The sequence below is a fragment of the Mesorhizobium hunchu genome (genome assembly GCF_040081975.1).
Taxonomy (GTDB): Bacteria; Pseudomonadota; Alphaproteobacteria; order Rhizobiales; family Rhizobiaceae; genus Mesorhizobium; species Mesorhizobium hunchu.
Genome location: NZ_JBEBMG010000003.1, coordinates 132,765 through 155,226 on the forward strand (window position 1 = coordinate 132,765; position 22,462 = coordinate 155,226).

Consider the following 22,462-nt stretch of genomic DNA (forward strand, 5'->3'; position numbering starts at 1 on the left):
GGTTCAGGCAATCTTCCTTACAGCCTTGCGGGCGAGCTCTTGCCGGTATTTCTCGGCGTCCCAGTCCGTGAGTTGAAGGATCTCCCCGGCCGTCAGCACGCGCACCGGCGCGCCCGCGGGAATGCGCGCAAGAACGTCGGCCAGGCAGCGCGCCATCGCGTCCGCGCCGGGCGGCATGTCGGCGCGCATCAGCACGCCCTTGCCCGCAAACAGGATCGAGGCCGGTGCAAAGCCGAGCCGCCGCGCGACCGCCGAGGCATCCTCGCCTGCACCGGCGATGGTCGAGCCCTGCCCCAGAAAGATGACATGGTCGGGATAGAGGCTGCCGAGGGCGGCAATCTCAAGACTTGCCGGATCGAGCGCCGCATCATGTGTTACCTCGGACTGCGGCAGCCGGTAGGACACGTCTCCTGTCCCCTTGGCTGCAGAACCTGCCAGCCACCGGATATCGGCGGCGGTCTTCGGACGGCGCGGTTCGGCGCGCAGTCGCTGCTTCACATCGAGCAGAAGCGCTTCGGCCGCATCAACCGTCTCTGCCGCGACGACCAGCCCGTGATTGGCGAGCACCAGCACGTCGGGCCGCTGACCGCGATGCTCGGCGATCGCCAGCGCCAGCGGCAGGCCCGGGCGCGCATAGGGCACATAGGCCCAGTTGAGCCCTTCCAGCCGCGGCGAAACCTGCTCCACGCAATCGGTGCGAACGGCGAGAGCGATGGTGTCGACGCAATGGACGTGCAGCACGACGCGCTGCGGCAGCAGCGCATGCACGGTCGTCTCGATGGACGGCCGCAACCCCGAGGCGTTCTGCGCCGCTATAGTGAATTCATGCGCCCGCTCCGCTACCGGATCGATGGCTGCCACCGCGTCGAGAAGCGGCTCGAAGGCGACCGGCACCATGATGTCGCGCTCCAGCGCATGAGCGAGCCATGTGCCCGAAGCCTTGATCCACAGCGTGCCGTCCACCTTGAGCGAGGTGTTGCCGCCGGCGCCCTGTGTCGTGAGCGGGTCGGACCCGATGCGCGCCGAGAGCGCCTTGAGCGCATCGAGTTCCGCTTGCCGGGAGACGGATTGAGGCATGACGATGGTTCCTTCGCTGCGGCCCTTGGGCGAGCGTGGCGGGGACGCAGGACGCCCCCGCCGGTCTTCGATCAGAAATCGAAGTCGTTGATGTTGTCCTTGGTGAACACGGTCGGAGCGCCGAGCAGGATCTCGGACCCGTTGATGACCGAGAGCTCGCCGAGCTTGCCGGCCTTCACCGAGGTCGAGCCGGGCTTGAGGTCGCCGTCGGCGGTCGCTCGCAGCACATAGGCCGCCGCATAGCCGAGATCGACGGGGTTCCACAGCACCACCGACTTCACGCAGTCCTTGTTGACGTAGGGCTTCATGGCGTTCGGTGTGGCCAGGCCGACCACCGCCACCTTGCCGCATTTGCCGGCCTGGGTGACAGCTTCAGCCGCCGCCGGCGTGGCGACGGAGGTCATGCCGAAGATGCCTTTCAGGTCGTCGCCATACTTGTTGATGAGCGTGTTGGCCTGGTTGAAGGACAGGATGTTGTCTTCCTGCGCCTCGACCGTCTCCAGCCACTTCATGTTCGGATGGCATTTGGCCTGGTAGGCCTGCATCTCCGAAATCCAGCGCGCCTGGTTGGGCGTGGTGAAGGTCGAGGTGACGATGGCGAAGGCGCCGTCCTCGCCGATTTCCTTGGCCATCGAGTCGATCGAGGCCTTGGCGATCCCGTTGAATTCGGCCTGGTTGACGAACCACTGGCGCGCGTCCGGCGTCGAGTTGGCGTCGTAGCCGACCACGTTGATGCCGGCAGCCAACGCCTTCTTTAGCACCGGCGCGATGGCGACCGGGTCGTTGGCGGCGAACAGGATGCCATCCACGCCGCTGGTGATATAGTTGTCGATCAGCGTGATCTGGTCGTCGATGTTGGCCTTGGACGGACCGTCGGTCTTGGCGTCCATGGTGCCCATTTCCTTGGCGGCGTCGGCGATGCCCTTGGACGTGGCGTTGAAGTAGCCGATGCCGACAAGCTTCGGCACATCGACCACCTTGAGGGTCTTGCCCTTGCGGTCCGGCGCATTGGTGGGCTCGCCGCCGTCATAGGGCTTCGATACCGGTGTCGCCGGCGTCGCGTCGCAGGCAAGCGGATTGGTCGGCAGGTCGTCGCCGCCGGTCCAGGCGGACTGGGCGTGGCTCAGGCTCGTCGAGAAGGACAGGGCCAGAAGCGCAGACAGTACGATCTTGTGCATTACTTCCTCCAAAATTCGTCCCGACACTGATGAGCGGCAGTGAAGGACGGGTCTCTCCCAATTATCGAGTGCCGCTCCTCTCGAAGAGGTTGCTGGCGAGGATCGCCAGGATGAGGACGGCGCCGATCAGCATGATCGTGCCGTCGCCTTTCACGCCGGCGAGCGACAGGCCGTTCTTCAGCGCCTGGATCAGGCAAAGCCCGATCACGGTTCCGAGGATGGTGCCGCGTCCGCCGAAGATGGACGTGCCGCCGAGAACGACGGCGGTGATGGCGTCGAGCTCGATGCCGGTGCCCATGTCGGAGCGCGTGGTGGAGACGCGCGACACGAAGATCACCGCGGCGACGGCGGCCGCGAAGCCCGAGGCGGTGTAGAGCGCCAGCTTGGTCTTCTCGACGGACAGGCCGGAAAAGCGGCTGGCGACTTCGTTGGAGCCGATGGCGTAAACCGTGCGGCCCCAGCGCGTATAAGCCAGGATGACGGAAGCGATGATCGCGGCGGCGACCAGGATCCAGAGCTGTGTGGGCACGCCCAGCACCTCGCCCTGCCCCAGCACGTAGAACCAGTCGGGATAGCCGCGCACGGAGCGCGCCTGCGAGATGCCTTCCGCCAGCCCACGGTAGAGCGCCAGCGTCGCCAAGGTGGCGATCAGCGGCGGCACCCTGAAGCGCGTGATGATGAGGCCGTTGACGAAGCCGGCGAAGGTGCCGACCGCGATGGCCGCGACCGCAGCCAGGCCGAGCGGCATGCCGACATTGTGCCAGAACACGCCCGTCAGGATCGCGACCAGACCAAGAATGGAGCCGACCGAAAGGTCGATGCCGCCGGTGGCGATGACGAAGGTCATGGCGATGGCGATCAGCCCCGTCTCGGTCATCAACCTGCCCTGGTTGAGCAGGTTGGAGACGGTGAAGAAGCGGTCCGACTGGAAAGACAGCACGATGAGCACCGCGACCAGCAGCAGCGCGAGGAACGTCTCGTGGCGGATGAGGGATTTGAGGTTCATCGTTCCCCTCACGCCTTGCCGCGCCGGCGCATCATGTCGGCCAATACCGTCGCCAGGATCAGCAGCCCGATCACGGCGCGCAGCCAGTAGGCCGACACGTTGACGAAGATCAGCGCCGAGCCGATGGCGGCGAACAGGATGGTCGCCAGCGTCGAGCCTATCACCGTGCCCGAGCCGCCGAGGATCGAGACCCCGCCGATGACGGAAGCGGTGATGACCGTAAGCTCCAGATTGGGCGGCACGGTGGACTGGATGACCTGAAGCTGTGTGGCGAACAGGATGGTCGCCAGCCCCGCGAAAGCACCGTGGATGACGAATACGGCGACGATCCGCCGCTCGATCGGGATGCCGGTGGCCAGCGCCGCTTCCGGATTGCCGCCCACGGCATAGAGCGAGCGGCCGAAGGCCGAGTAGCGCATCCACAGGAAGGCGAGCACGGTCAGCACCACCATCATGACGATCGGCGACGGCACGCCGAACCAGCGCTGCTGCGCCAGCAGGAATTCGGACGGCAGGCCGCTGATCCATGTGCCTCCCGTCACGCTGATCAGCCCGCCGCGCAGGATCGACATGGCGCCGAGCGTCACCACGATGGACGGAATGCGCGCATAGGCGACGAGCACGCCCTGCACTCCCATGATCGCCATGCCGACCAGGACGGGAAAGAACCACGCCACCCAGACCGGGTAACCGGCGACGGCCAGCGTGCCCGAAATGGTCGCCAGCACGCCGATCAGCGCCCCCACCGACACGTCGATATTGCCGGTGACGATGACCATCGACATGCCGATGGCGGCAACCGCGATATAGGCGTTGCCGGCGAAGATGGTCGTCAGGTTGTTGGCGCTGATGAAGCGCGGATTGACCATCGTGACGACGATGAAGAGAACGACGATCGCGGCCAGCACCACGATCTCCTGCCCGTATTCGGCAAACAGCCGGCTCAGGAAACCGGGCCGGCGGGCAGCACTGGCGGGCCGGGTGGGCGGCAGGTCCACGCTCATCGCCATCACGCCGCCTCCCCGGTGCCGTTCGCCTGCACGCGATGCGCCGTCATGGCCGCGCCGACGCGTTCGGGCGTGGCGTCGGCCCTGTCGATCTCGCCGGTGATCGCGCCGCCGCTCATCACCAGCACGCGGTCGCTCATACCCAGAACCTCCGGCAATTCGCTCGAGATCATGATGACGGCCACGCCCTGCTTCACCAACTCGCCCATGATGGTATGGATCTCGGCCTTGGCGCCGACATCGACGCCGCGCGTCGGCTCGTCGAGGATCAGCACCTTCGGGCTGGTTTCGAGCCACTTGGCGATCACCACCTTCTGCTGGTTGCCGCCCGAGAGCTCGCCGACCGGCTGGCCGATGTCGCGGCAGCGGATCGACAGACGCTTGACCGCGTCGACCGCACGCCGCGCTTCGGCTGCGGGTTTGATGAAGATGCCCGACGAGACGCGCTCGATCGTCGCCATGGAGACGTTCTTGCGGATGGCCATCGGCTTGACGAGCCCCTGCAGGCCGCGGTCCTCCGGCACATAGGCGATGCCGAGGTCGCGCGCCTGCCGCGGCGAGGTTATGCGCACCGGCCTGCCCTCCATGACGATCTCGCCGGAGGTCGCCGGCGTCATGCCGAACAGGGTGAGCGCGAGTTCCGTCCGGCCACTGCCGACCAGCCCGGCGATGCCGAGAATCTCGCCGCGCCGCAGCGAGAACGAGATGTCGCGCACGTGCCTGCCGTGGTTGAGGTTTCGCACCTCCAGCACCGTCTCGCCGATCGCCGCCTCGGTTTTCGGGAACAGGCTGTCGATCGGCCGCCCCACCATCATCGAGACCAGTTCGCGCTCGTCCACCTCGCCGATGGCGCGCGTGCCGACATGCGCGCCGTCGCGCAGCACGGTGACGCGGTCGGCCAGCGCGAAGATTTCGGGCATGCGGTGACTGACATAGACGATGCCGACGCCGCGTTCGCGCAACTGGCGCACGACCTGCATGAGCCTTTGCACGTCCGCCTCGACCAGCGAGGCGGTGGGCTCGTCCATGATGAGGATCTTCGCGTTCTTCGACAGCGCCTTGGCGATCTCGACGCGCTGGCGCTGCGCAACCGAAAGGGCGAGCACCTTGGTGTCGACGTCGAGGTCGAACGTATCGAGCTGGTCGAGCAGGTCGCGCGTGCGCGCCCGAACCTCGGCCCAGTCGATCCAGCCGCCGGCGGTTCGCGGATAGTGGCCGAGGAAGACGTTCTCCGCCACCGTCAGCTCGGGAAACAGAAGAAGCTCCTGATAGACGGTAGCGATGCCCGCCGCCGTCGCGTCGCGGGTGGAGGAGAACTTCATCGCCTCGCCGTTGACTGTGATCGTGCCGGCGTCGGGCGTGTAGAGGCCGGACAGCATCTTGATCAGCGTCGACTTGCCCGCCCCGTTTTCGCCCAGCAGCGCATGCACCTCGCCCGGCCGAACGTCGAAGTCCACGTCCTTGAGCACCTTCACGCCGACGAAGGATTTGGACATGCCGGTCATGGTGACGAACGGAGCGGTCATGGAAGGGTTCCTGCTGTCGGGTGCGCTCTTGAACCCCCACCCCTAACCCCTCCCCACAAGGGGGAGGGGTATGCCAACGTCTCAGAATCCCCCTCCCCCTTGTGGGGAGGGGTTAGGGGTGGGGGTAACCTTTTCACGCTCCCGCCCTCCGTGCATCCGAAACTCTCGCCCGGACCGCAGCCCGATCGTGCTCTGCCAGTTCCCGCCAGCGGTCGCGATAGGCTTCGAGCCCTTCGATCCTGCTGGCCGAAACCGGCGTCGTCTCGTCCTCGAAGGGCGCCAGGCCGAGCGATTTGAACGCGAGCGCCGCCGCACCCGTGGCCGATCCTTCGCTCATGCTCGAGCGGACGACCGCCTGTGCCGGCCGCAACTGCGCCAGCATGGCAGTGAAGAGGTCGATCTTCGCCAGCCCGCCGTCCACCACAAGCATATTGTCGGAGCGGATCAAGTCGAGCGACAGGTCCGTCATCATGACCACGTAGAGCGCGGCGACCGCGGCGCGCTCCTCGCCATCGACGTCACCGCCGACGATGCGGCCTTCGGTTTCGGGAAACGGACCGCCCGCCGTCCAGGACGGCAGGGCAAAGACGCCGCGCGCCATGACGCGCTCGACAGCCGCCTGGCCGATCGGCCGGTCCCAGCCGTCCGAGATCAGGTCGAACTCGCGCCCGCCCATGAAGCGCAGCGACGGCGCCGGCTCGCCGTCAACGGTGACGTTAGAGATCATGTCGCGCTCCCCATCGAGCGCCGAAAGCGGACAGTCGAGATTGATGATGATGACCCAGGTGCCGGTCGAGACGATGGTGAATCCCGTCAGCCCGGTCATGCGGTAGTAGGCGAGCGCCGCATTGGAATCGTGCACGCCGTTGTGCACCCTGAGCACGCGGCTGCTACCGTCCGGCAAGGCGACCGCCGTCTCGCCGACGATCGCCCCCGCCGGCGCGATCTCGGGAAATTTTCCGCGCCAGCCCATGCGCTCGACGAGCGAGGAGAAACCTCTTTTCAGCGGCGCCCAGAGCTGGCTGTGCGCGCCGAGATAGGACCATTCGGCCAATGGCCGGCCGGTGAAGCGCCAGACCCAGTATTGCGGAAAGCACAGGATCCATTCGGCCGAGGAAAAGAGGGCCGGCTCTTCCGTCTCGAGCCAGTAGATGTGGCGCGATATGGAAAAACCGAGCGGCAGCCAGGGCGTGTAGGTCTCGGAATAGTCGGGCAGCAGCGGGTCGATGACGGCGGCCACGACATCGGGAATTTCCTGCTCGTAGTCGAGCACCGGATGCAGCAACTTGTCGCCGTGCACCAGCGCGAAGGCGCAGCCATGCGTGGAGATCATCAGGTCGGTGACGCCATGCGCGGCGACGACATCGGCCAGTTCCCGGTTCATCCAGTCGAACAGACGCCCGTCGTCTAACACGTTACGGCCGCGGAACCCGGTCCAGACCGGCTTGGTGCGGCGCTCGTCCAGCAGCGAGCCGTCCTGCGCGAAGACGAACAGTTTCGAATTCGTCTTGCCGAGATCGAAGACGGCCAGCGCTCCGCTCATGGGCCGCCTCCGGCGACGGAGACGACGCGCAATGTGACGCCGGCGTTCTCCAGCATCCTGGCGTGCTGGTCGGAAATGTTCTCGTCGGTGATCAGCGTGCCGACGCGCGACAGCGGCAGCGCCACGTTGCGGGCATGGATGGAGAATTTGCGGCTGTCGGCCAGTACAACGATCTGGTCTGCGTTGCGGCTCATCTCCTGGATCGAGCGCACCATCAGCGGATGCGATTCCAGAAGGCCCTCCGCGCTGACGCCCTGCGTTCCCAGGAAGAACTTGGAGGCGTAGAACTGCACCTGGTTCTGCGCGCCGTAGATGACGCGCGGCTCGCGGTGCAGGTCGCCGCCGGCAACGGTCAGCGCGCAAGTGCCGTGGTCGCTCAGATAGGCGGCGAGCGGCATGGAGTTGGTGTAGAGCCGCACGTTGCGTTCCGCGAGCTTGACGCCCAGGTGGAAGCAGGTCGAGCCGCCGTTGACGATGACGGCGTCGCCGTTGGCCACCATCGTCGCCGCCAGTTCGGCGATCAGCCGCTTGGCCTCGACTGCAAGGTCCCGGTTCTCGTCGTAAGGCCGCGCATAAGCGGTCGCCTGCGTGGCGCCGTCGAGCGCCGAAACGCCGCCGTAGACCTTTCGCGCCTCGCCCGATTCGTCGATCTTGTCGATGTCGCGCCGGACCGTCGCGGCGGAAACGCCGAGCCTTTCCTGCAACTCGCGGACCGACGCAAAGGGCCGGTCGCGCAGAAGCTCTATGATCTGCCGCTGGCGGACCAAATCGTTCAACTGGTATCCTCCCGTGGCGTGCTTAAGCAATCGCCATGATCCAACTTACGCAAACATGACAAGAGCGCAAGCGAATTGTGCGGCAACTCGATCATTTTGCGCCGCACTCAATCCATTTTGCGCTGCACAATGACGAAGTTCAATCTTTTTGCGATTGACAAACCACATGGCTTGCCCTGAATTACGCCCGAAAGCGGCACACGACGCTGCCGGGAGGATTCCATCGTGACCGAAACGCGCTCCAAGCGACTTGCAAACCTGTGGGACGACGCCAGGGCGGCGTCGATGAGCGAACCGGAACGGCTGGTCTACCGCTCCAACCTGCTCGGCTCGGACAAGCGCATCACCAATTACGGCGGCGGCAACACCTCGTCGAAGATCACGCAGAAGGACCCGCTCACCGGCAACGACGTCGAGGTCTTGTGGGTCAAGGGATCGGGTGGCGACGTGGGGTCCATCAAGCTCGACGGCTTCGCCACGCTCTACATGGACCGGCTGGAGGCGCTGAAGGGTCTCTATCGCGGCCGCGACCACGAGGACGAGATGGTGGGCTACCTGCCTCACTGCACCTTCAACCTCAATCCGCGCGCAGCCTCGATCGACACGCCGCTGCATGCCTATGTGCCGCGCCGCTTCGTCGATCACATGCACCCCGACGCCGTCATCGCGATCGCGGCGGCAAAGGATTCCAGGGCGTTGACGCAAAAGATCTTCGGCGACGCCATCGGCTGGCTGCCCTGGAGGCGGCCCGGCTTCGAGCTCGGCCTGTGGCTGGAGACATTCTGCCGCGACAACCCGAACGCCAAGGGCGTTGTTCTGGAAAGCCACGGCCTGTTCACCTGGGGCGATACGCCCAAGGAATGCTATGAGACCACGGTCGCCACGATCAATCAGGCGATCGAATGGTTTGCGAAGGAGACCGACGGCAAGCCGACCTTCGGCGGCGCCGCCACCGCCTCGCTGCCTACCGGCGAGCGCAGGGCCATCGCCGCACGGCTGATGCCGAAGATTCGCGGCATGATCTCCGGCGCCGGCGCGCCCAAGGTCGGCCATTTCGACGATTCCGACACGGTTCTGGAATTCGTCAACTCCCGGAACCTCGCGCCGCTGGCGGCACTCGGCACCTCCTGCCCCGACCATTTCCTCAGGACCAAGATCCGGCCGCTGGTGATCGATTTCGATCCTGCGAAGCCCGATGTGGAAGCCGTGGTTGCGGCCCTTCCGGCAGCGTTGGACGAATATCGCGCCGGCTACAAGGCCTATTACGAGCGCTGCAAGCATGCAGACTCGCCCGCCATGCGCGATCCGAACGCGGTGGTCTACCTGATGCCGGGCGTCGGCATGTTCACCTTCGCCGCCGACAGGGCGACGGCACGCATCTCGGCCGAATTCTACGTCAACGCCATCAACGTGATGCGCGGTGCCTCGACCGTCTCCACCTATGTCGGCCTGCCCGAGCAGGAGGCGTTCGACATCGAATACTGGCTGCTCGAGGAAGCCAAGCTCCAGCGCATGCCGAAACCGAAATCGCTTGCCGGTCGCGTTGCCTTCATCACCGGCGGCGCCGGTGGCATCGGCAGGGCGATCGCCGCCCGGCTGCTGCGCGAGGGCGCCTGCGTCATGCTGGCCGACATCGACGAGCCCGCGCTCGAAAAGACCCGGGACGAACTCGGCGCGGCGTTCTCCAGGGATGCCGTCCGCACCGTGCGCCTCGACGTCACCGACGAGCCGGGCGTCGCCACCGCCTTTGCCGGGACGGCCGTCGAATATGGCGGCGTCGACATCCTGGTCTCCAACGCGGGCATCTCGTCGGCGGCGCCGATCGAGGACACGGAACTGTCCATGTGGAACCGCAACATGGATATCCTCGCCAAGGGCTATTTCCTCGTCTCGCGCGAGGCCTTCCGCGTCTTCAAGCGGCAGGAGATGGGCGGCAACGTCGTCTTCATCGCCTCCAAGAACGGGCTGGCCGCCTCTCCCAATGCCTCAGCCTACTGCACCGCCAAGGCCGCCGAGATCCATCTGGCGCGCTGCCTGGCGCTGGAGGGCGCGGATCATCAGATCCGCGTCAATACGGTCAATCCCGACGCCGTGCTGCGCGGCTCGAAGATCTGGACCGGCGAATGGCGCGAGCAGCGCGCCGCGGCCTATTCGATGCAGCCCGACGAACTGGAGGAACACTACCGCAAGCGCTCCATGCTCAAGCGCTCGGTCTTCCCCGAGGATGTCGCCGAGGCCGTTTATTTCCTGGCCTCGGACATGTCGGCGAAATCGACCGGCAACATCATCAATGTCGATGCGGGCAACGCCGTCAGCTTCACCCGCTGACGCCGTCCATTTTCCAGCCTTACCGCCTTGTCCCCCCAGGCGAGATGAGGACACGCGCCTTCACATAAGGCGGAGCCAGACTGTCGGATGGTGTGAACGGCTTGAACAATCGCCATGGTTGTAGCAGCCTAGAGGCGGGAGACATCCCCTTTTTCAGAACCACAGGGGGATCCGCCGTGCTCACCGACCCGACCCGCGACGAAAGCGAGCGGCGCCCCGTTCCGTCCGGTAATGCCAGGGTGACGCGCGAGGACTGGCTGCGGCTTGCGCTGGAGACACTCGTCTGCGAGGGCGTGGAAGCGGTCCGTATCCTGACGCTCGGCCAAAAGCTCGACGTCTCCCGCTCCAGCTTCTACTGGTATTTCAAGAGCAGGCAGGACCTGCTCGACCAACTCCTCGATCACTGGCGCAACAACAACACCCGCTTCATCGTCGAACGGGCGGCGCGGCCAGCGCCTTCGATCACCCAGGCGGCGCTCAACGTCTTCGAGTGCTGGCTGGACGAATCTCTGTTCAATCCGCGGCTCGACTTCGCCGTTCGCGCCTGGTCGCGGCAATCCGCCGAAGTCCATCGGATCGTCATGCAGGAGGACGACGCGCGCGTGGGCGCCATCTGCGCCATGTTCAGGCGCTTCGGCTATGATGAAACGGACGCATTCGTGCGCGCCCGCGTTCTCAACTTCGTACAGATCGGCTATTATTCGCTGGAGATCGCCGAGCCCATGCAGGATCGGCTGTCGCTCGCACCCGCCTATCTGCGCTGCCACACCGGCAGGGACGCGCTCGAAGGAGAAGTCGAGGCTTTCTCCGAACTCATCCTGTCGGCAAATTCGCCATCCGGCGCGACAGGCAGATCTTGAAACGGAACCGCAGATGACCTTGGAACCCGGCTTCCCGCATGGAGCGGCCAATGCCGAACGGCCGTTCAGCAAGATGCACGGCCTGCGCAATCATTTCGTCATCTTCGACCGGCGGACGGACCGGCGCGCCTTCCTGAAGACCGACATCGTACGCATCTGCGATCCCGGGATCGGGGTCGGCGGCGATCAGTTGCTGACCATCGAGCCGCCCTCCCCCGCCGGAGCCGACGCCGGCGCGCCAGCCGGGATGCGCATCTTCAACATCGACGGGCGCGAGGTCTCCGCCTGCGGCAACGCCACCCGCTGCGTCGCGCACCTGCTCATGGAAGAGACCGGCGCCGACGCGCTCGTCCTCGAAACGGCCGGCGGATTGCTGAAATGCCGCCGGACGGGGCCGATGGACGTCAGCGTGGAACTCGGCCCGATCGGCTGGAACTGGCGCGACTTCCCGCTCGCGCGCGAAGTGGACATGTTCGACCTGCCCGTCGCGAGTGGACCGCTGCGCCACGGCGCCGGCCTGTGGATCGGCAACCCGCACGCCGTCTTCTTCGTCGATCGCCTTGCCGATGTCGATCTGGCGCGCGACGCCGCCCCCGTCCAGAACGACCCGCTGTTCCCCGAAGGCGTCAATGTCGGCGTGGCCGAAATGGTCGACACCGCCACGATCCGTCTCAAGGTCTGGGAACGGCCCGGCATCGCCACCCAGGCTTGCGGCACCGGCGCCTGCGTCGCCGCCTTCGCGGCGCGGCGCAAAGGGCTGAGTAAGGAAAGCACCTTCACCGTGCACCTGCCGGCCGGGCCGCTTTCCATTCGATTGGAAGGCGACATGGCCATCATGTCCGGCCCGGTGGCCTATTGCTGCCGGGGCACGGTCATCGCGGAAACCGTGGACGATTTCGACTGAAACGGCCGCACCGGCTCGTTGCGCATGGCATTGCCCCGCCTCCCTGTCCCCTCTCCAGGGGGAAGCCACCGCCCGCCAAGAATCCCCCTCCCCCTTGCGGGGAGGGGTTAGGGGTTGGGGTGCGCTGCCCGCCGAAATCGAAAAAAAGCTCGCGGACGCCTCGCGTCGCCGCTCCTCAGGAAATGCGCCGGCCGCTCTCGTCCAGAAGCACGCAGCCGGCGGGGTCGAAGCCCACCTCCATCGCCTCGCCCTCGCGCACAACCGTGCCGCTGATGGGCGTATTGGAGCGCACCGTCGTCCCGCCGAGATCGACTTCGTAGATGGCGCTGCCGCCGAGATAGGATGTCGACACCACGCGGCCCGACAAACGGTTTGTGGTCGCGGCCGGCCCGACCGACAGCTTCTGCGGACGCACCACGACGGTGACGGCGCTTCCCACGCCGAGCGGCCGCGGCGTGGCGACCTTCACGGTCTGGCCGACGGCGAGGTCGACCGTGGCGCTATTGCCGTCGGCAACGCTCACCGTGCCGGCCAGCATGTTGGCCTTGCCCAGGAAATCGGCGACGAAAGCGGTCTGCGGCGTCTCGTAAACCTCCTGCGGCGTGCCGATCTGTTCCATCGAACCGGCGTTCATCACCACGATCCGATCGGACATCGACAGCGCCTCTTCCTGATCGTGGGTCACGAAGATGGCGGTGATGCCGGTTTCGCGCTGGATTTTCTTGATCTCGACCCGCATCTCCTCGCGCATATTGGCGTCGAGAGCCGAAAGCGGCTCGTCCAGAAGCAGCACTTCCGGCTCGAACACGATGGCGCGCGCCAGCGCGATGCGCTGCTGCTGCCCGCCCGACAATTGCGAGGGCAGCTTCTTCTCACTGCCCGGCAGGCGCACCATATCGAGCGCCTGGCCGACCTTGCGTTTGATGTCGGCCTTGGGGACGTTGCGATATTTCAGCCCGAAGGCGACATTGTCGAAGACGGTCTTGTGCGGAAACAGCGCGTAGTTCTGGAACACCAGGCCGATGTTGCGCTTGTAGATGGGCACGTCGTCGACGCGCCGCGACCCGATCGATATCTGGCCGCGCGTGATGTCGACCAGTCCGGCGAGGGAGCGCAGGATCGTCGTCTTGCCGCAGCCCGACGGCCCGAGCAGCGTGACGAAGCTGCCCTTGGCGATGGAAAGCGAGAAATCGCGCACCGCCACGAACTTGCCGTAGGCGATCTCGACGTCGCGGAACTCGACCGCCGGGCGCTCCGCGCCGGCGGCCGAAACCTCCGCCCCGGCCGCATCCGGCCGGGACGATTGCAAGGGGATCACGCCTTCAGGCACCTTTGGAGATCCTGTCCCACTGCTTCTGCCAAGCGTCCTCGTTGTCGGCCCAGTATTGCGGGTCGGCGAAGGTCAGCGCCTCCATCTTGCCCGTCGGATCGAATGCCGGAAGCTTCTCGATCTTCTCGGTGAGCTTGACCTTGGTCGGGTCGAGCGACGGCGGATAGCTCTGCCCCTCGGCCACGGCGATGGAGGTCGCGGGATCGAGCATGAAGTTGATGAGTTCCTCGCACTCGGCCATCGGCGAGCCTTTCAGGACCAGCATGTCCTCCATCCAGGCGTACGATCCCTTGGGGTCCAGATAGCCGATCGGATGGCCCTGCTCCTGCAGCGAGGCGACGCGGCCCGACCAGGCGTCGGTCACCACGATTTCTCCCTTGGACAGCAGATCCATCAGTTCGGCGCCCGAGCCCCAGAACTTCTTGGCGATGTCGCGCTGTTCGCGCACCTTGGCCCAGACCGCGTCCATGTCCTCGATCTTGTTGGGATCCTGCCCGGTGGCGAGCGCAGCGTACCAGACGCGCGTCGTCATATCGGCATAGCCGCCGATCTTGCCGGCGTACTTCTTGTCGAACAGCATCTTGACGCCCTGTTCCTTGGCCTCCTCGGCGGAGATGACCTTGGTGTTGTAGGCGATGCCGGTGGTGCCGTAATCGTAAGGCACAGCCGAAAGCTTCGGCGTCAGCTTGCGGAATGGCTCGATCATCGGCTGCAGCACGTTCGCCATGTTGGGGATGTTGGCCTCGTTGATCTCCGAGGTCATGCCGGCGTTGACGTATTTGATGTAGTAGTTGACGCCCGAGGAATGAACGACCTGGAAGTCGCCCGGCTTCGAGGTCTTGACCTTGGTGATGATCTCGTTCTCGTCGCCGAAGGTGCCCTGCACCACCTTGATGCCGGTCTTCTTCGTATAGGGCTGGAAGGCGTATTTATCGAGCGCGTCCTGCACCGTTCCGCCCCAGCCGTCGAAGCGGACCTCCGTGACGGCGGCGAGCGCACGCCCCATCCACGGCATCGACAGGCCGGCGGAAGCCGCAGCGGCGGCGGTAAGGCCGAGGAAGGAGCGGCGGCTGAGACCGCCGTTCATGTAGCGCTCGTGCAGCCTTTCCAGCCGCTTCGTATCGGACATCTTCATCACGTTTTCTCCTTTGGTTCGCCGCGTCTTTTCAATCTGGTCAGGCTTTGCAGGATCAGCCCGCCGATCAGCGGAATGCCGACCGTCACCACGATCATCACGGTGCCGAGCGCATTGATCTCGGGGCTGATGGAAATCTTGAGCATCGACAGGATCTGCGTCGGCATCGTTTCGACCCCGGCAGGGCGCCAGAACAGGCTGGCCGACGTGTTGTCGAAGGAAATGGTGAAGGCGAGCAGCGCGCCGGCCACCACGGCCGGGATCAGCAGCGGCAGCGTCACCTCCCGGAAGGTCGAGAAACGCGAAGCGCCGAGCGACAGCGCCGCCTCCTCGTAGACGCGCCTGATGCCCACCATGCGCGCCTGTGCGATCAGCACGACATAGGGCACGGCGAGCAGGATATGCCCCAGCACCAGAAGCAGCAGGGTGCGCGGCTGGTCCACCGCCTTGATCAGCACCAGCAGGCCGACGCCGAGGATGGTTTCCGGCACCAGCGCCGGCAGGATCACCAGCGTCGACAGCGTCTTCTTGCCGGGAAACTCGAAGCGCGTCAGTGCGAACGCGGTGACGACGCCGACGGCGGTGGTGACCACGGCCGTGATCAGCGCGATCCACAGCGATGTCCTGAAAGCGGCGAGCACCTGCTCGTTGTCCAGCAGCTTGGCGTACCATTGCAGGCTGAAGCCGGTCATCGGAAAGCCGCCGAACATCGACGCGTTGAAGGACAGGACCACCGTCGCGATGATGGGCGCGAACATGAAGACGTAGACGAGCACCGTCATCAGCCCGGTCAGCCGCCAGGCCCACCTGCCTTCCTTGCCGCTGCCTTCGGCCCTCATCCGCCCAGTCCCTTCACGATCTGGGACATGCCCATGTAGCGGGTGTAGATGGCCGCGAAGCAGCCCAGCACGACGAACAGCACGATGGAGAGCGTCGCGCCCATCGGCCAGTTCAACTGGCCCATGATGGTGTCGTAGATCAGATTGCCGAACAGCGCGTCGCGGCCGGAACCGAGCAATTGCGGCGTCACGTAGCTGCCCGCCGCGAGCACGAAGCAGAGCAGCAGGCCGGCGGCGAGGCCCGGCAGCGACAGCGGCAGCGTCACCTCGCGGAAGGCTTGCGCGCTGGTGCATCCCATCGAGCGAGCGGCCGCGATCAGCGTGCGGTCGATGCTTTCGAGGCTGACATAGACGTTGAGGATCATGTAGGGCAGCAGGAAGTGCAGCAGGCCGAGGATCACCGCGCCTTCCGTATAGAGCATGGGCAGCGGCTCGTGGATGATCCCGAGCTTGAGCAGCGCGACGTTGATGACGCCCTGTTCGCCCAGGATGTTGATCCACGAGAAGGTGCGGATCGTGAACGAGATCCAGAACGGCACGATCAGCAGCAGAAGCAGCAGCCACTTGTGCTTGAACGTCGTCGCCCAGATGAAATAGGCCGGGAAGTAGCCGAGCACGCCGCAGATGAGCGCCGTCATCGCGCCGACGCGCAGCGTCTTGAACAGGAAGCCGTGATAGTAGCTGTCGGTGAAGAACTCGTGCCAGTTCGCCAGCGTCAGCGTGCTTTGCTCAACCCCCGCCGTGACGAAGGTGAAGAAGGTATAGGCCGCCATCACGGCGATCGGCAGCAGCAGGAAAAAGATGAGAAGAAGCAGGACCGGCGCGACCAGCATCCACGCCAGCCGTGGGTCGTACAGTGTCCAGCCCTTTGTCATGCGCACCCGTCTGTTCGCGCCGTCTGTGCAGCGCTTTTGTTCCCTGGCTCCAGATTGGGCGATCGGGACAGGGATGTCCACAGCGGAGACGCAGAATTCTGTTCGGCCAGGAAAATCCATGCGTTTCGACAGCTTCGGCAACTCCGGAAGAAATGACGGTTCGCACACGCGCCGGTTCTTGCGGCTGGAGCGTGCCGCTTTTAACGTGCGCGCGAACAAGCCTCGGGAGGAGATTCAAATGAGCCTGACGCAGAAGCTCATCAATGACGGCGGCGCGGTGGTCGACGAAATGCTGGCCGGCATCGCCGCCGCCCATCCGGATCACGCCTGCCTGCTGGAGAATGCGCCGCGCGCGCTGGTCGCGAAGAACGGGCCGCGCAAGGGCAAGGTCGCCCTCATCGTCGGCGGCGGCTCCGGCCACGAGCCGACCTTCCTCGGCTATGTCGGCAAGGGCTTGGCGGACGCCTGTGCAGTCGGCAACGTCTTCGCCTCGCCGCCGCCGCAGCCCGTGGTCGATGCCGCGATCGCCGTCAACGGCGACGCGGGCGTCCTCTTCCTCTACGGCAACTACGCCGGCGACGTGATGAACTTCGACATGGCCGCCGAGCTTCTGGAAATGGAGGGCATCGCGGCGCGCACGGTGCTCACCACCGACGACATCGCGTCGGCGCCGCGCGACCAGCGCGAAAAGCGCCGCGGCGTGGCCGGCAACGTCTTCATCTTCAAGGCGGCGGGCGCGGCGGCCGACCTGATGATGCCGATCGACGAAGTCGAGCGCATCGCCCGCCATGCCAACGACCGCACCTACACCATCGGCGTGGCGCTTTCCTCCTGCTCGCTGCCGCAGACGCGGCGGCCCAATTTCGACCTGCCGGCCGGCGAGATGGAGATCGGCATGGGCATCCACGGCGAGCCCGGTATCCGGCGCGGTCCGCTGCGCAGCGCCAACGAGGTCGCCGACGAGATCATGGATGCCATCCTCGCCGAGATGGACGCGCCCGCCGGCGCACGCGTCGCCGTGCTGGTCAACTCGCTGGGCTCGACCCCGCTGATGGAACTCTACATCCTCAACAAGCGGGTCGCCGAGCGGCTGGCCGAGGCCGGCCTCACCGTCCACAAGACGCTGGTCGGCCCCTATTGCACGTCGCTGGAGATGGCAGGCGCCTCGATCACCGTCATGCACCTCGACGACGAATTGCAGCGCCTGATCGACCATCCGTGCGACTGCGTCATGTTCCGGCAGGGGTGAGATCATGGACTTCACCACACAGGACCTGAAGACCCTGTTCAGCGCCCTCGCCTCGCGCATGGCGACCGAGCGCGACGCGCTGTGCGCGCTGGACGGTGTAATCGGCGACGCCGACCACGGCATCGCCATGGAACAGGGGACCAAGGCCGCCGCCGAGGCCGCACAGGCGACGGACGGGACGCTTCAGGACATCTTCAACGCCGCCGCCAAAGGCTTCCTCAACGCCGTCGGCGCATCGTCGGGCCCCCTTTACGCGACGGCCTTCCTACGGGCCGGCAAGGCCGCCGGTGCCCGCCTCTCGATGGGCCGCGACGAACTGCGCGCCGTCATCGTCGCCATGCGCGACGGCATCGTCCAGCGCGGCAAGGCCGAGCCCGGCCAGAAGACCATGCTCGACGCCTGGGGACCGGCCGCGGACGCGGCGGCCGCCGGCGAAAGCGCGGATGCGATCATGGCGGCGGCGAAGACCGGCGCGGAAGCGACGCGCGACATGGTGGCGGGGCTCGGCCGCGCCGCACGCCTCGGCGATCGCTCGCTCGGCCATCCCGACCCCGGCGCGGTTTCCGCCGCCATGCTGGTCGAGGAAATCTGCAAGGCCATGAAAGGCACGGCCTGAGGCGCACGGCAGGCGCCCGAAGTCCCCTCGCTCAGACCAGCGACAGCCAAACTATCCCGGCCGCGATCGTCAGCATGGTGAGCGGCGCGCCGACGCGGAAATAGCTCCAGAAGCCGAGCGTGGCGCCATGCGCCCGCGCCCGCTCGGCCACGATCAGATTGGCCACCGAGCCGACCAGCGTGAAGTTGCCGGCCAAAGTCGAAGCCATGGCGATCACCAGCCAGGCGCGCTGCGAATCGGCCAGCGGTTCGACGAAGGGTTTCAGCACCAGCACGGCCGGGACGTTCGACACCAGGTTGGACAGGATCGCCGTGATGCCGCTGAGCACCGTCGGATCGTCGAGGCGCAGGCGGCCGACCGCCGCGATCGCCTGCGGCCCGACCGCGACCTTCTCCAGCGCCGCCACCACGATGAAGAGGCCGGTGAACATGACCAGCAGCGGCCAGTCGATCTGGCGATAGATCTTGGTCGGGCTGACGCGTCGCGTCAGAAGCAGCAGCGAGCCGCCCACGATCGCCACCTTGGCGACCGGCTGGCCGAGGAAGAACAGAACGATCATCGCCGCCAGCACGACAAGCGTCTTGGTCATGAGGGTGCGATGGTGGTGGGCGGGAAGGCGCACCGTCGGCAGCCTCTCCCCGGCGCGGAATTCCCGGCGGTGCATCGCCAGGATCAGCAGCACGGCGGCGACCATGCCGAACAGCGCAATCGGGGCGAGCGTGGCGGCGAATGCGCCGTAGGAAACCTGCGACAGACTGCCGATGATCATGTTCTGCGGATTGCCGGTGATCGTGGCGACGGAGCCGATGTTGGAGCACATGGCGACGGCCAGGAGGTAGGGCACCGGGTTGCGCTTCATGCGAAGCGTCAGTTCCGTCACCAGCGGCGTCATCACCAGGCAGATCGTGTCGTTGACGAGGAAGGCCGAGAGCACGCCGGACGCGGCCGCGATGGCGACGAGCAGCGTGACCGGGCGGCGTACATGCCGTGCGATATAGGCGTTGACGACCCGGAAGAAGCCCGAAACCCTGAGATTCGCCACCACGATCATCATGCCGAGCAGAAGCACGATCGTGTCGATGTCGACGGCGGCGTACGCTTCCTGCGGCGTCAGCACCCCGACGCCGACCAACACCGAACCGCCTAGGAGGGCCGCGCCCGCGCGGTCGATGCGGTAGCCCGGCAGCTTGCCGATGGCGATGACCGCATAGGTGGCGATGAACACCAGAAGGGTGAACGTCAGGGTGAGATCGGCGCTCATGCTGGTCGGGATGCCCCTGGCGGCTGCGAAGCGGAAGACGCGATGGCGTCCGGTCGCGATCTTGCATGAGTGTGTTCGCCGATCCAGAGGAATCCACGCGTGCCGCACAAATCCGGCGGGGACATCGTTGCGGCGGATGGCAGGGACACAGACCCGCTGACGAGAGAGGCCGGTGGCGTCCGCCGCGCGAATATGATCGAAGGGACCGAATGCCGACGAACGCGCGCAACAAGAGATCGCAATGTCGCTGACGCACTTCTTTTCCCGCCCCTCGCCGACGGTGGCGCGGGACATCATCGGCGCGGAACTGACCGTCGACGGCGTCGGCGGCGTCATCGTCGAGACGGAAGCCTACGAGCCGGACGACCCCGCCTCGCACAGCTTTCGCGGCGAGACGCGGCGCAACAGGGCGATGTTCGGCCCGGCCGGCCACGCCTATGTCTATCGCTCCTACGGCATCCACTGGTGCCTGAATTTCGTCTGCCTGCCGGGCAGCGCCGTTCTGGTCCGCGCGCTTGCGCCGACCGACGGCTTGGCGCGCATGGCCGAACGACGCTCGACGGACCGCGAAAGGCTGTTCTGCTCGGGTCCGGGCCGCCTCACCCAAGCGCTCGGCATCGATATATCGATGGACGGGCTGGCCCTCGATCGGCCTCCCTTCGCGCTCGCCCTGCCGGCCGAGATCGCCGCAATCGTCAGCGGTCCGCGCATCGGCATCACCAGGGCCGTCGACTATCCGTGGCGCTTCGGTCTTGCCGGCTCGCGCTTCGTAAGCAGCCGGTTTCCGGATCAGGCCGGCCGATAAACCTTCTCCGCCGTGTTCCAGAAGATGTTGGCCTGGTCGGCGGCGCTATGCTTCGCCGCCGCCGCGCGATGCGCCGCCATCAGGCCGGCATGGCTGGCCCACAGTTTTTCGATCGGAAAGTTGGAGCCGAACATCAGCCGGTCGCTGCCGAGAATCTCGATCGCCGCGTCGTAGACCAGCGCGATCAGCGCCGGATCGTTGCGATGCACGAAAGTGCCGAGGCCGGACAGCTTGGCGTAGAGGTTCGGCGCTTTCGCCAGCGTGCGCAGGCCGTCCTTCCAGGCCTCGACCGTTTCCGGTTCGCTGCTTGTCAGCATGCCGCAATGGGTGAGGATGAAATCGGTGTCCGGGGTCTCCGAAACCAGCTCCAGCCCGTCCTTCATCTGGGCGGGGAAAAGCTGGAGATCGAAGGACAGGCCGTAGTCCTTCAGCCGCGCGACGTTCTTTTTCACCATGGCGTCGATCACCTGGCGCTCGTCGGGCGCGAACCGGTATTCGGACACCTCGTGCCAGTGAAGCTGCATGCGCACCCCACGCAGCAGCGGATATTTCATCAGCCGCTCGATCTGCGGGCGTACGTCGTCCACGGTCATGTCTGCATAGCCGACGATGGCGTGCGGCCAGCCGGTCTCGTCCGCCGTCTTTTGCAGGAAGGCGACTTCCTTCTCGAAATCCTCCTTGGCCCAGTTGGTCTGGACATAGACGCCCTTCTCCACCCCCGAGCCTTCGTTGTCCTCAAGGAATTCGCCGATCGGATAGTCGCGCCGGATCGGCTCATAGGGTCCGAAGATGCGCGGCACCATCGGGCCCATCAGCCAGGGCTGGTCCTTCTGCCGCCAGATATGGAAATGCGAGTCGATTGCCTTCTGCATCACGATGTCCTCAGCCAGACAGTCAGCGCCGCCAGCGCGGGACGGGCCAGCGACAGGGTGAAACGCGTGAGTTCCTCAATCGACGATCCGTCCACCAGATCGTCCAGCACGGGTAGAACGGCCCTGAGCGCCGCCGTCTCGGGGCGGAAGCGCGGGTCGCCGGCCAGCGGCGTCGCCAGCGAAAGCCGGAAGGCGCGCTGGGAAAGCCGCCGCACCGCCGATTCCATCTCACGATGGTCGCCGCGCTCCAGCGCATCGGAAAGCAGGATGATGGACGCACCGCGCGCGAAAGCGGAGAACCGCGGCACGGCAAGAAACGCCTGCAACGAAGGGCCGATGCGCGTCCCGCCGTCCCAGTCGTCGACATGCGCGGCGGCGGTCTCCAGCGCGCGTTCGCGGTCGCGAATGCGCAATGCCGCCGTCACCCGCGTCAGGCGCGTTCCGAAGGTGAAGACTTCTGCCCTGTCGGCGCCCTGCACCATGGCATGGGCAAGTTTCAGATAGTCGCCCGTATGCTGCTTCATCGAACCGGAAACGTCGATCAGCAGAAGCAGCGGCCGCTGCACGGCCTTCCGCCGGCGATGCAGCGGTTCCGGAATATCGCCGTCGGCGCGCACGATCTGCGCCAGCGAGCGGCGCAGGTCCGGCTTGCCGCGCGCATGGGTCCGGACGCTGCGAAAGGAGCGGCGCACGGGAAGCGCTGCGCCGAGCGCGCGGCGGAAACGTCCGAGCGTATCCTCGTCGCCCGCAAAGGCGCGAACGCCGAACTGCTCGACCGCCGAGGACAGTTCCCCGCCCTCCTCTTGCCGCGGCTCGTCCAGCGCCGTCTCCTCGTCCGTTCCCTCGTCCTTGACGACGGTTTCCTCGTCGCCGGGATCGCCGTCGATGGTCGCCGACACCTCGCCGTGGAAGAACGCTAGGAAGAGTGCCTCGAAAGCAGGCTTGCGTTCCGGCTGCGGCGCAAGCGTGGCGAGCGCCGCCTGCCTTATGTCCTCCATCGAGCGTGGCCCGAGCAGCGCCACGGCACGCATGAACCCCGCCGCCTGTTCAGGCGCGACGGAGAATCCGTGCCGGCGAAGCAAATGGCAGAAATCGAGGAACGGAGCGGCGGCGCGGGGCAGTGTCTGGGCTATCGCGAAATTCCCGGACGTCGGCATATGACGGCGCACCCCCACCCCTAACCCCTCCCCACAAGGGGGAGGGGGATTTTGCGGCAGCGCCAAAACGCACAGACATGCGGAGCTTGCCGGAAAGTCGGCGTCAGCGTCCCCCTCC

Annotated in this window: 20 protein-coding genes; 6 read left to right on the plus strand and 14 right to left on the minus strand. The window is 65.9% G+C overall.

Features of this window, described 5'->3' with window-relative positions; genetic code table 11:
* Positions 1-3 precede the first annotated feature (3 nt).
* The 7 genes from ABMA46_RS07415 to ABMA46_RS07445 form a co-directional block, all read right to left on the minus strand.
* On the minus strand, positions 4-1,077 hold the full coding sequence (locus tag ABMA46_RS07415) for a class II aldolase/adducin family protein (RefSeq protein WP_348998681.1): 1,074 nt from the start codon (positions 1,075-1,077) through the stop codon (positions 4-6).
* 71 nt (positions 1,078-1,148) lie between these two features.
* The gene (locus tag ABMA46_RS07420; RefSeq protein WP_348998682.1) at positions 1,149-2,255 is read right to left on the minus strand and encodes an autoinducer 2 ABC transporter substrate-binding protein; all 1,107 of its coding nucleotides are present in this window, start codon (positions 2,253-2,255) and stop codon (positions 1,149-1,151) included.
* 61 nt (positions 2,256-2,316) lie between these two features.
* Complete coding sequence (locus ABMA46_RS07425; protein ID WP_348998683.1) at positions 2,317-3,261, minus strand: ABC transporter permease; 945 nt, start codon at positions 3,259-3,261, stop codon at positions 2,317-2,319.
* A gap of 8 nt (positions 3,262-3,269) precedes the next feature.
* Positions 3,270-4,265 carry an ABC transporter permease gene (locus tag ABMA46_RS07430; RefSeq protein ID WP_348998914.1) on the minus strand — a complete coding sequence of 332 codons (996 nt, stop codon included), beginning with the start codon at positions 4,263-4,265 and terminating at the stop codon, positions 3,270-3,272.
* A 5-nt stretch (positions 4,266-4,270) separates the two neighbouring features.
* Positions 4,271-5,794, minus strand: coding sequence for a sugar ABC transporter ATP-binding protein (locus tag ABMA46_RS07435; protein ID WP_348998684.1), 1,524 nt, complete (start codon positions 5,792-5,794; stop codon positions 4,271-4,273).
* Between the two features lie 133 nt (positions 5,795-5,927).
* Positions 5,928-7,337 carry an FGGY-family carbohydrate kinase gene (locus ABMA46_RS07440; protein ID WP_348998685.1) on the minus strand — a complete coding sequence of 470 codons (1,410 nt, stop codon included), beginning with the start codon at positions 7,335-7,337 and terminating at the stop codon, positions 5,928-5,930.
* Positions 7,334-8,113 (minus strand): DeoR/GlpR family DNA-binding transcription regulator, encoded by a 780-nt coding sequence (locus ABMA46_RS07445; RefSeq protein ID WP_348998686.1) that lies wholly within the window; start codon positions 8,111-8,113, stop codon positions 7,334-7,336. The genes ABMA46_RS07440 and ABMA46_RS07445 overlap by 4 nt, the downstream gene beginning before the upstream one ends.
* A 225-nt stretch (positions 8,114-8,338) precedes the next feature.
* On the opposite strand from ABMA46_RS07445, the gene ABMA46_RS07450 reads away from it, so the two are divergent.
* From ABMA46_RS07450 to dapF, 3 genes are all read left to right on the plus strand, one after another.
* Complete coding sequence (locus ABMA46_RS07450; protein WP_425475706.1) at positions 8,339-10,441, plus strand: bifunctional rhamnulose-1-phosphate aldolase/short-chain dehydrogenase; 2,103 nt, start codon at positions 8,339-8,341, stop codon at positions 10,439-10,441.
* Positions 10,442-10,617: 176 nt separating this feature from the next.
* Positions 10,618-11,301, plus strand: coding sequence for a TetR/AcrR family transcriptional regulator (locus tag ABMA46_RS07455; RefSeq protein ID WP_348998687.1), 684 nt, complete (start codon positions 10,618-10,620; stop codon positions 11,299-11,301).
* A 13-nt stretch (positions 11,302-11,314) separates the two neighbouring features.
* The gene (dapF, locus tag ABMA46_RS07460) at positions 11,315-12,205 is read left to right on the plus strand and encodes a diaminopimelate epimerase (protein ID WP_348998688.1); all 891 of its coding nucleotides are present in this window, start codon (positions 11,315-11,317) and stop codon (positions 12,203-12,205) included.
* A 175-nt stretch (positions 12,206-12,380) separates the two neighbouring features.
* Here dapF and ABMA46_RS07465 read toward each other — a convergent pair whose 3' ends face one another.
* The 4 genes from ABMA46_RS07465 to ABMA46_RS07480 are packed head-to-tail and all read right to left on the minus strand — an operon-like array spanning position 12,381 to position 16,384.
* Positions 12,381-13,535 (minus strand): ABC transporter ATP-binding protein, encoded by a 1,155-nt coding sequence (locus ABMA46_RS07465; protein ID WP_348998689.1) that lies wholly within the window; start codon positions 13,533-13,535, stop codon positions 12,381-12,383.
* Positions 13,528-14,670: an ABC transporter substrate-binding protein gene (locus tag ABMA46_RS07470; RefSeq protein WP_348998690.1), complete on the minus strand. Its 1,143-nt coding sequence runs from the start codon at positions 14,668-14,670 to the stop codon at positions 13,528-13,530. Before ABMA46_RS07470 ends, ABMA46_RS07465 begins: the two co-directional genes overlap by 8 nt.
* Positions 14,670-15,509 (minus strand): ABC transporter permease, encoded by an 840-nt coding sequence (locus tag ABMA46_RS07475; protein ID WP_348998691.1) that lies wholly within the window; start codon positions 15,507-15,509, stop codon positions 14,670-14,672. Before ABMA46_RS07475 ends, ABMA46_RS07470 begins: the two co-directional genes overlap by 1 nt.
* The gene (locus tag ABMA46_RS07480) at positions 15,506-16,384 is read right to left on the minus strand and encodes an ABC transporter permease (RefSeq protein WP_348998692.1); all 879 of its coding nucleotides are present in this window, start codon (positions 16,382-16,384) and stop codon (positions 15,506-15,508) included. The genes ABMA46_RS07475 and ABMA46_RS07480 overlap by 4 nt, the downstream gene beginning before the upstream one ends.
* A 238-nt stretch (positions 16,385-16,622) precedes the next feature.
* On the opposite strand from ABMA46_RS07480, the gene ABMA46_RS07485 reads away from it, so the two are divergent.
* Both ABMA46_RS07485 and dhaL read left to right on the plus strand, forming a co-directional pair.
* The gene (locus tag ABMA46_RS07485; RefSeq protein ID WP_348998693.1) at positions 16,623-17,633 is read left to right on the plus strand and encodes a dihydroxyacetone kinase subunit DhaK; all 1,011 of its coding nucleotides are present in this window, start codon (positions 16,623-16,625) and stop codon (positions 17,631-17,633) included.
* Between the two features lie 4 nt (positions 17,634-17,637).
* Positions 17,638-18,249: a dihydroxyacetone kinase subunit DhaL gene (gene dhaL, locus ABMA46_RS07490; RefSeq protein ID WP_348998694.1), complete on the plus strand. Its 612-nt coding sequence runs from the start codon at positions 17,638-17,640 to the stop codon at positions 18,247-18,249.
* Positions 18,250-18,280: 31 nt separating this feature from the next.
* Here the strand turns inward: dhaL and ABMA46_RS07495 are convergent, their stop codons facing one another.
* The gene (locus ABMA46_RS07495; protein ID WP_348998695.1) at positions 18,281-19,510 is read right to left on the minus strand and encodes an anion transporter; all 1,230 of its coding nucleotides are present in this window, start codon (positions 19,508-19,510) and stop codon (positions 18,281-18,283) included.
* Between the two features lie 241 nt (positions 19,511-19,751).
* Between ABMA46_RS07495 and ABMA46_RS07500 the strand changes: the two genes are divergently transcribed.
* Complete coding sequence (locus ABMA46_RS07500; protein WP_348998696.1) at positions 19,752-20,315, plus strand: DNA-3-methyladenine glycosylase; 564 nt, start codon at positions 19,752-19,754, stop codon at positions 20,313-20,315.
* Here ABMA46_RS07500 and ABMA46_RS07505 read toward each other — a convergent pair.
* Both ABMA46_RS07505 and ABMA46_RS07510 read right to left on the minus strand, forming a co-directional pair.
* Positions 20,300-21,187, minus strand: a complete 888-nt coding sequence (locus ABMA46_RS07505; RefSeq protein WP_348998697.1) for an amidohydrolase family protein — start codon at positions 21,185-21,187, stop codon at positions 20,300-20,302. The genes ABMA46_RS07500 and ABMA46_RS07505 overlap by 16 nt on opposite strands.
* Positions 21,187-22,344, minus strand: coding sequence for a vWA domain-containing protein (locus ABMA46_RS07510; RefSeq protein ID WP_348998698.1), 1,158 nt, complete (start codon positions 22,342-22,344; stop codon positions 21,187-21,189). Before ABMA46_RS07510 ends, ABMA46_RS07505 begins: the two co-directional genes overlap by 1 nt.
* Positions 22,345-22,462 lie beyond the last annotated feature (118 nt).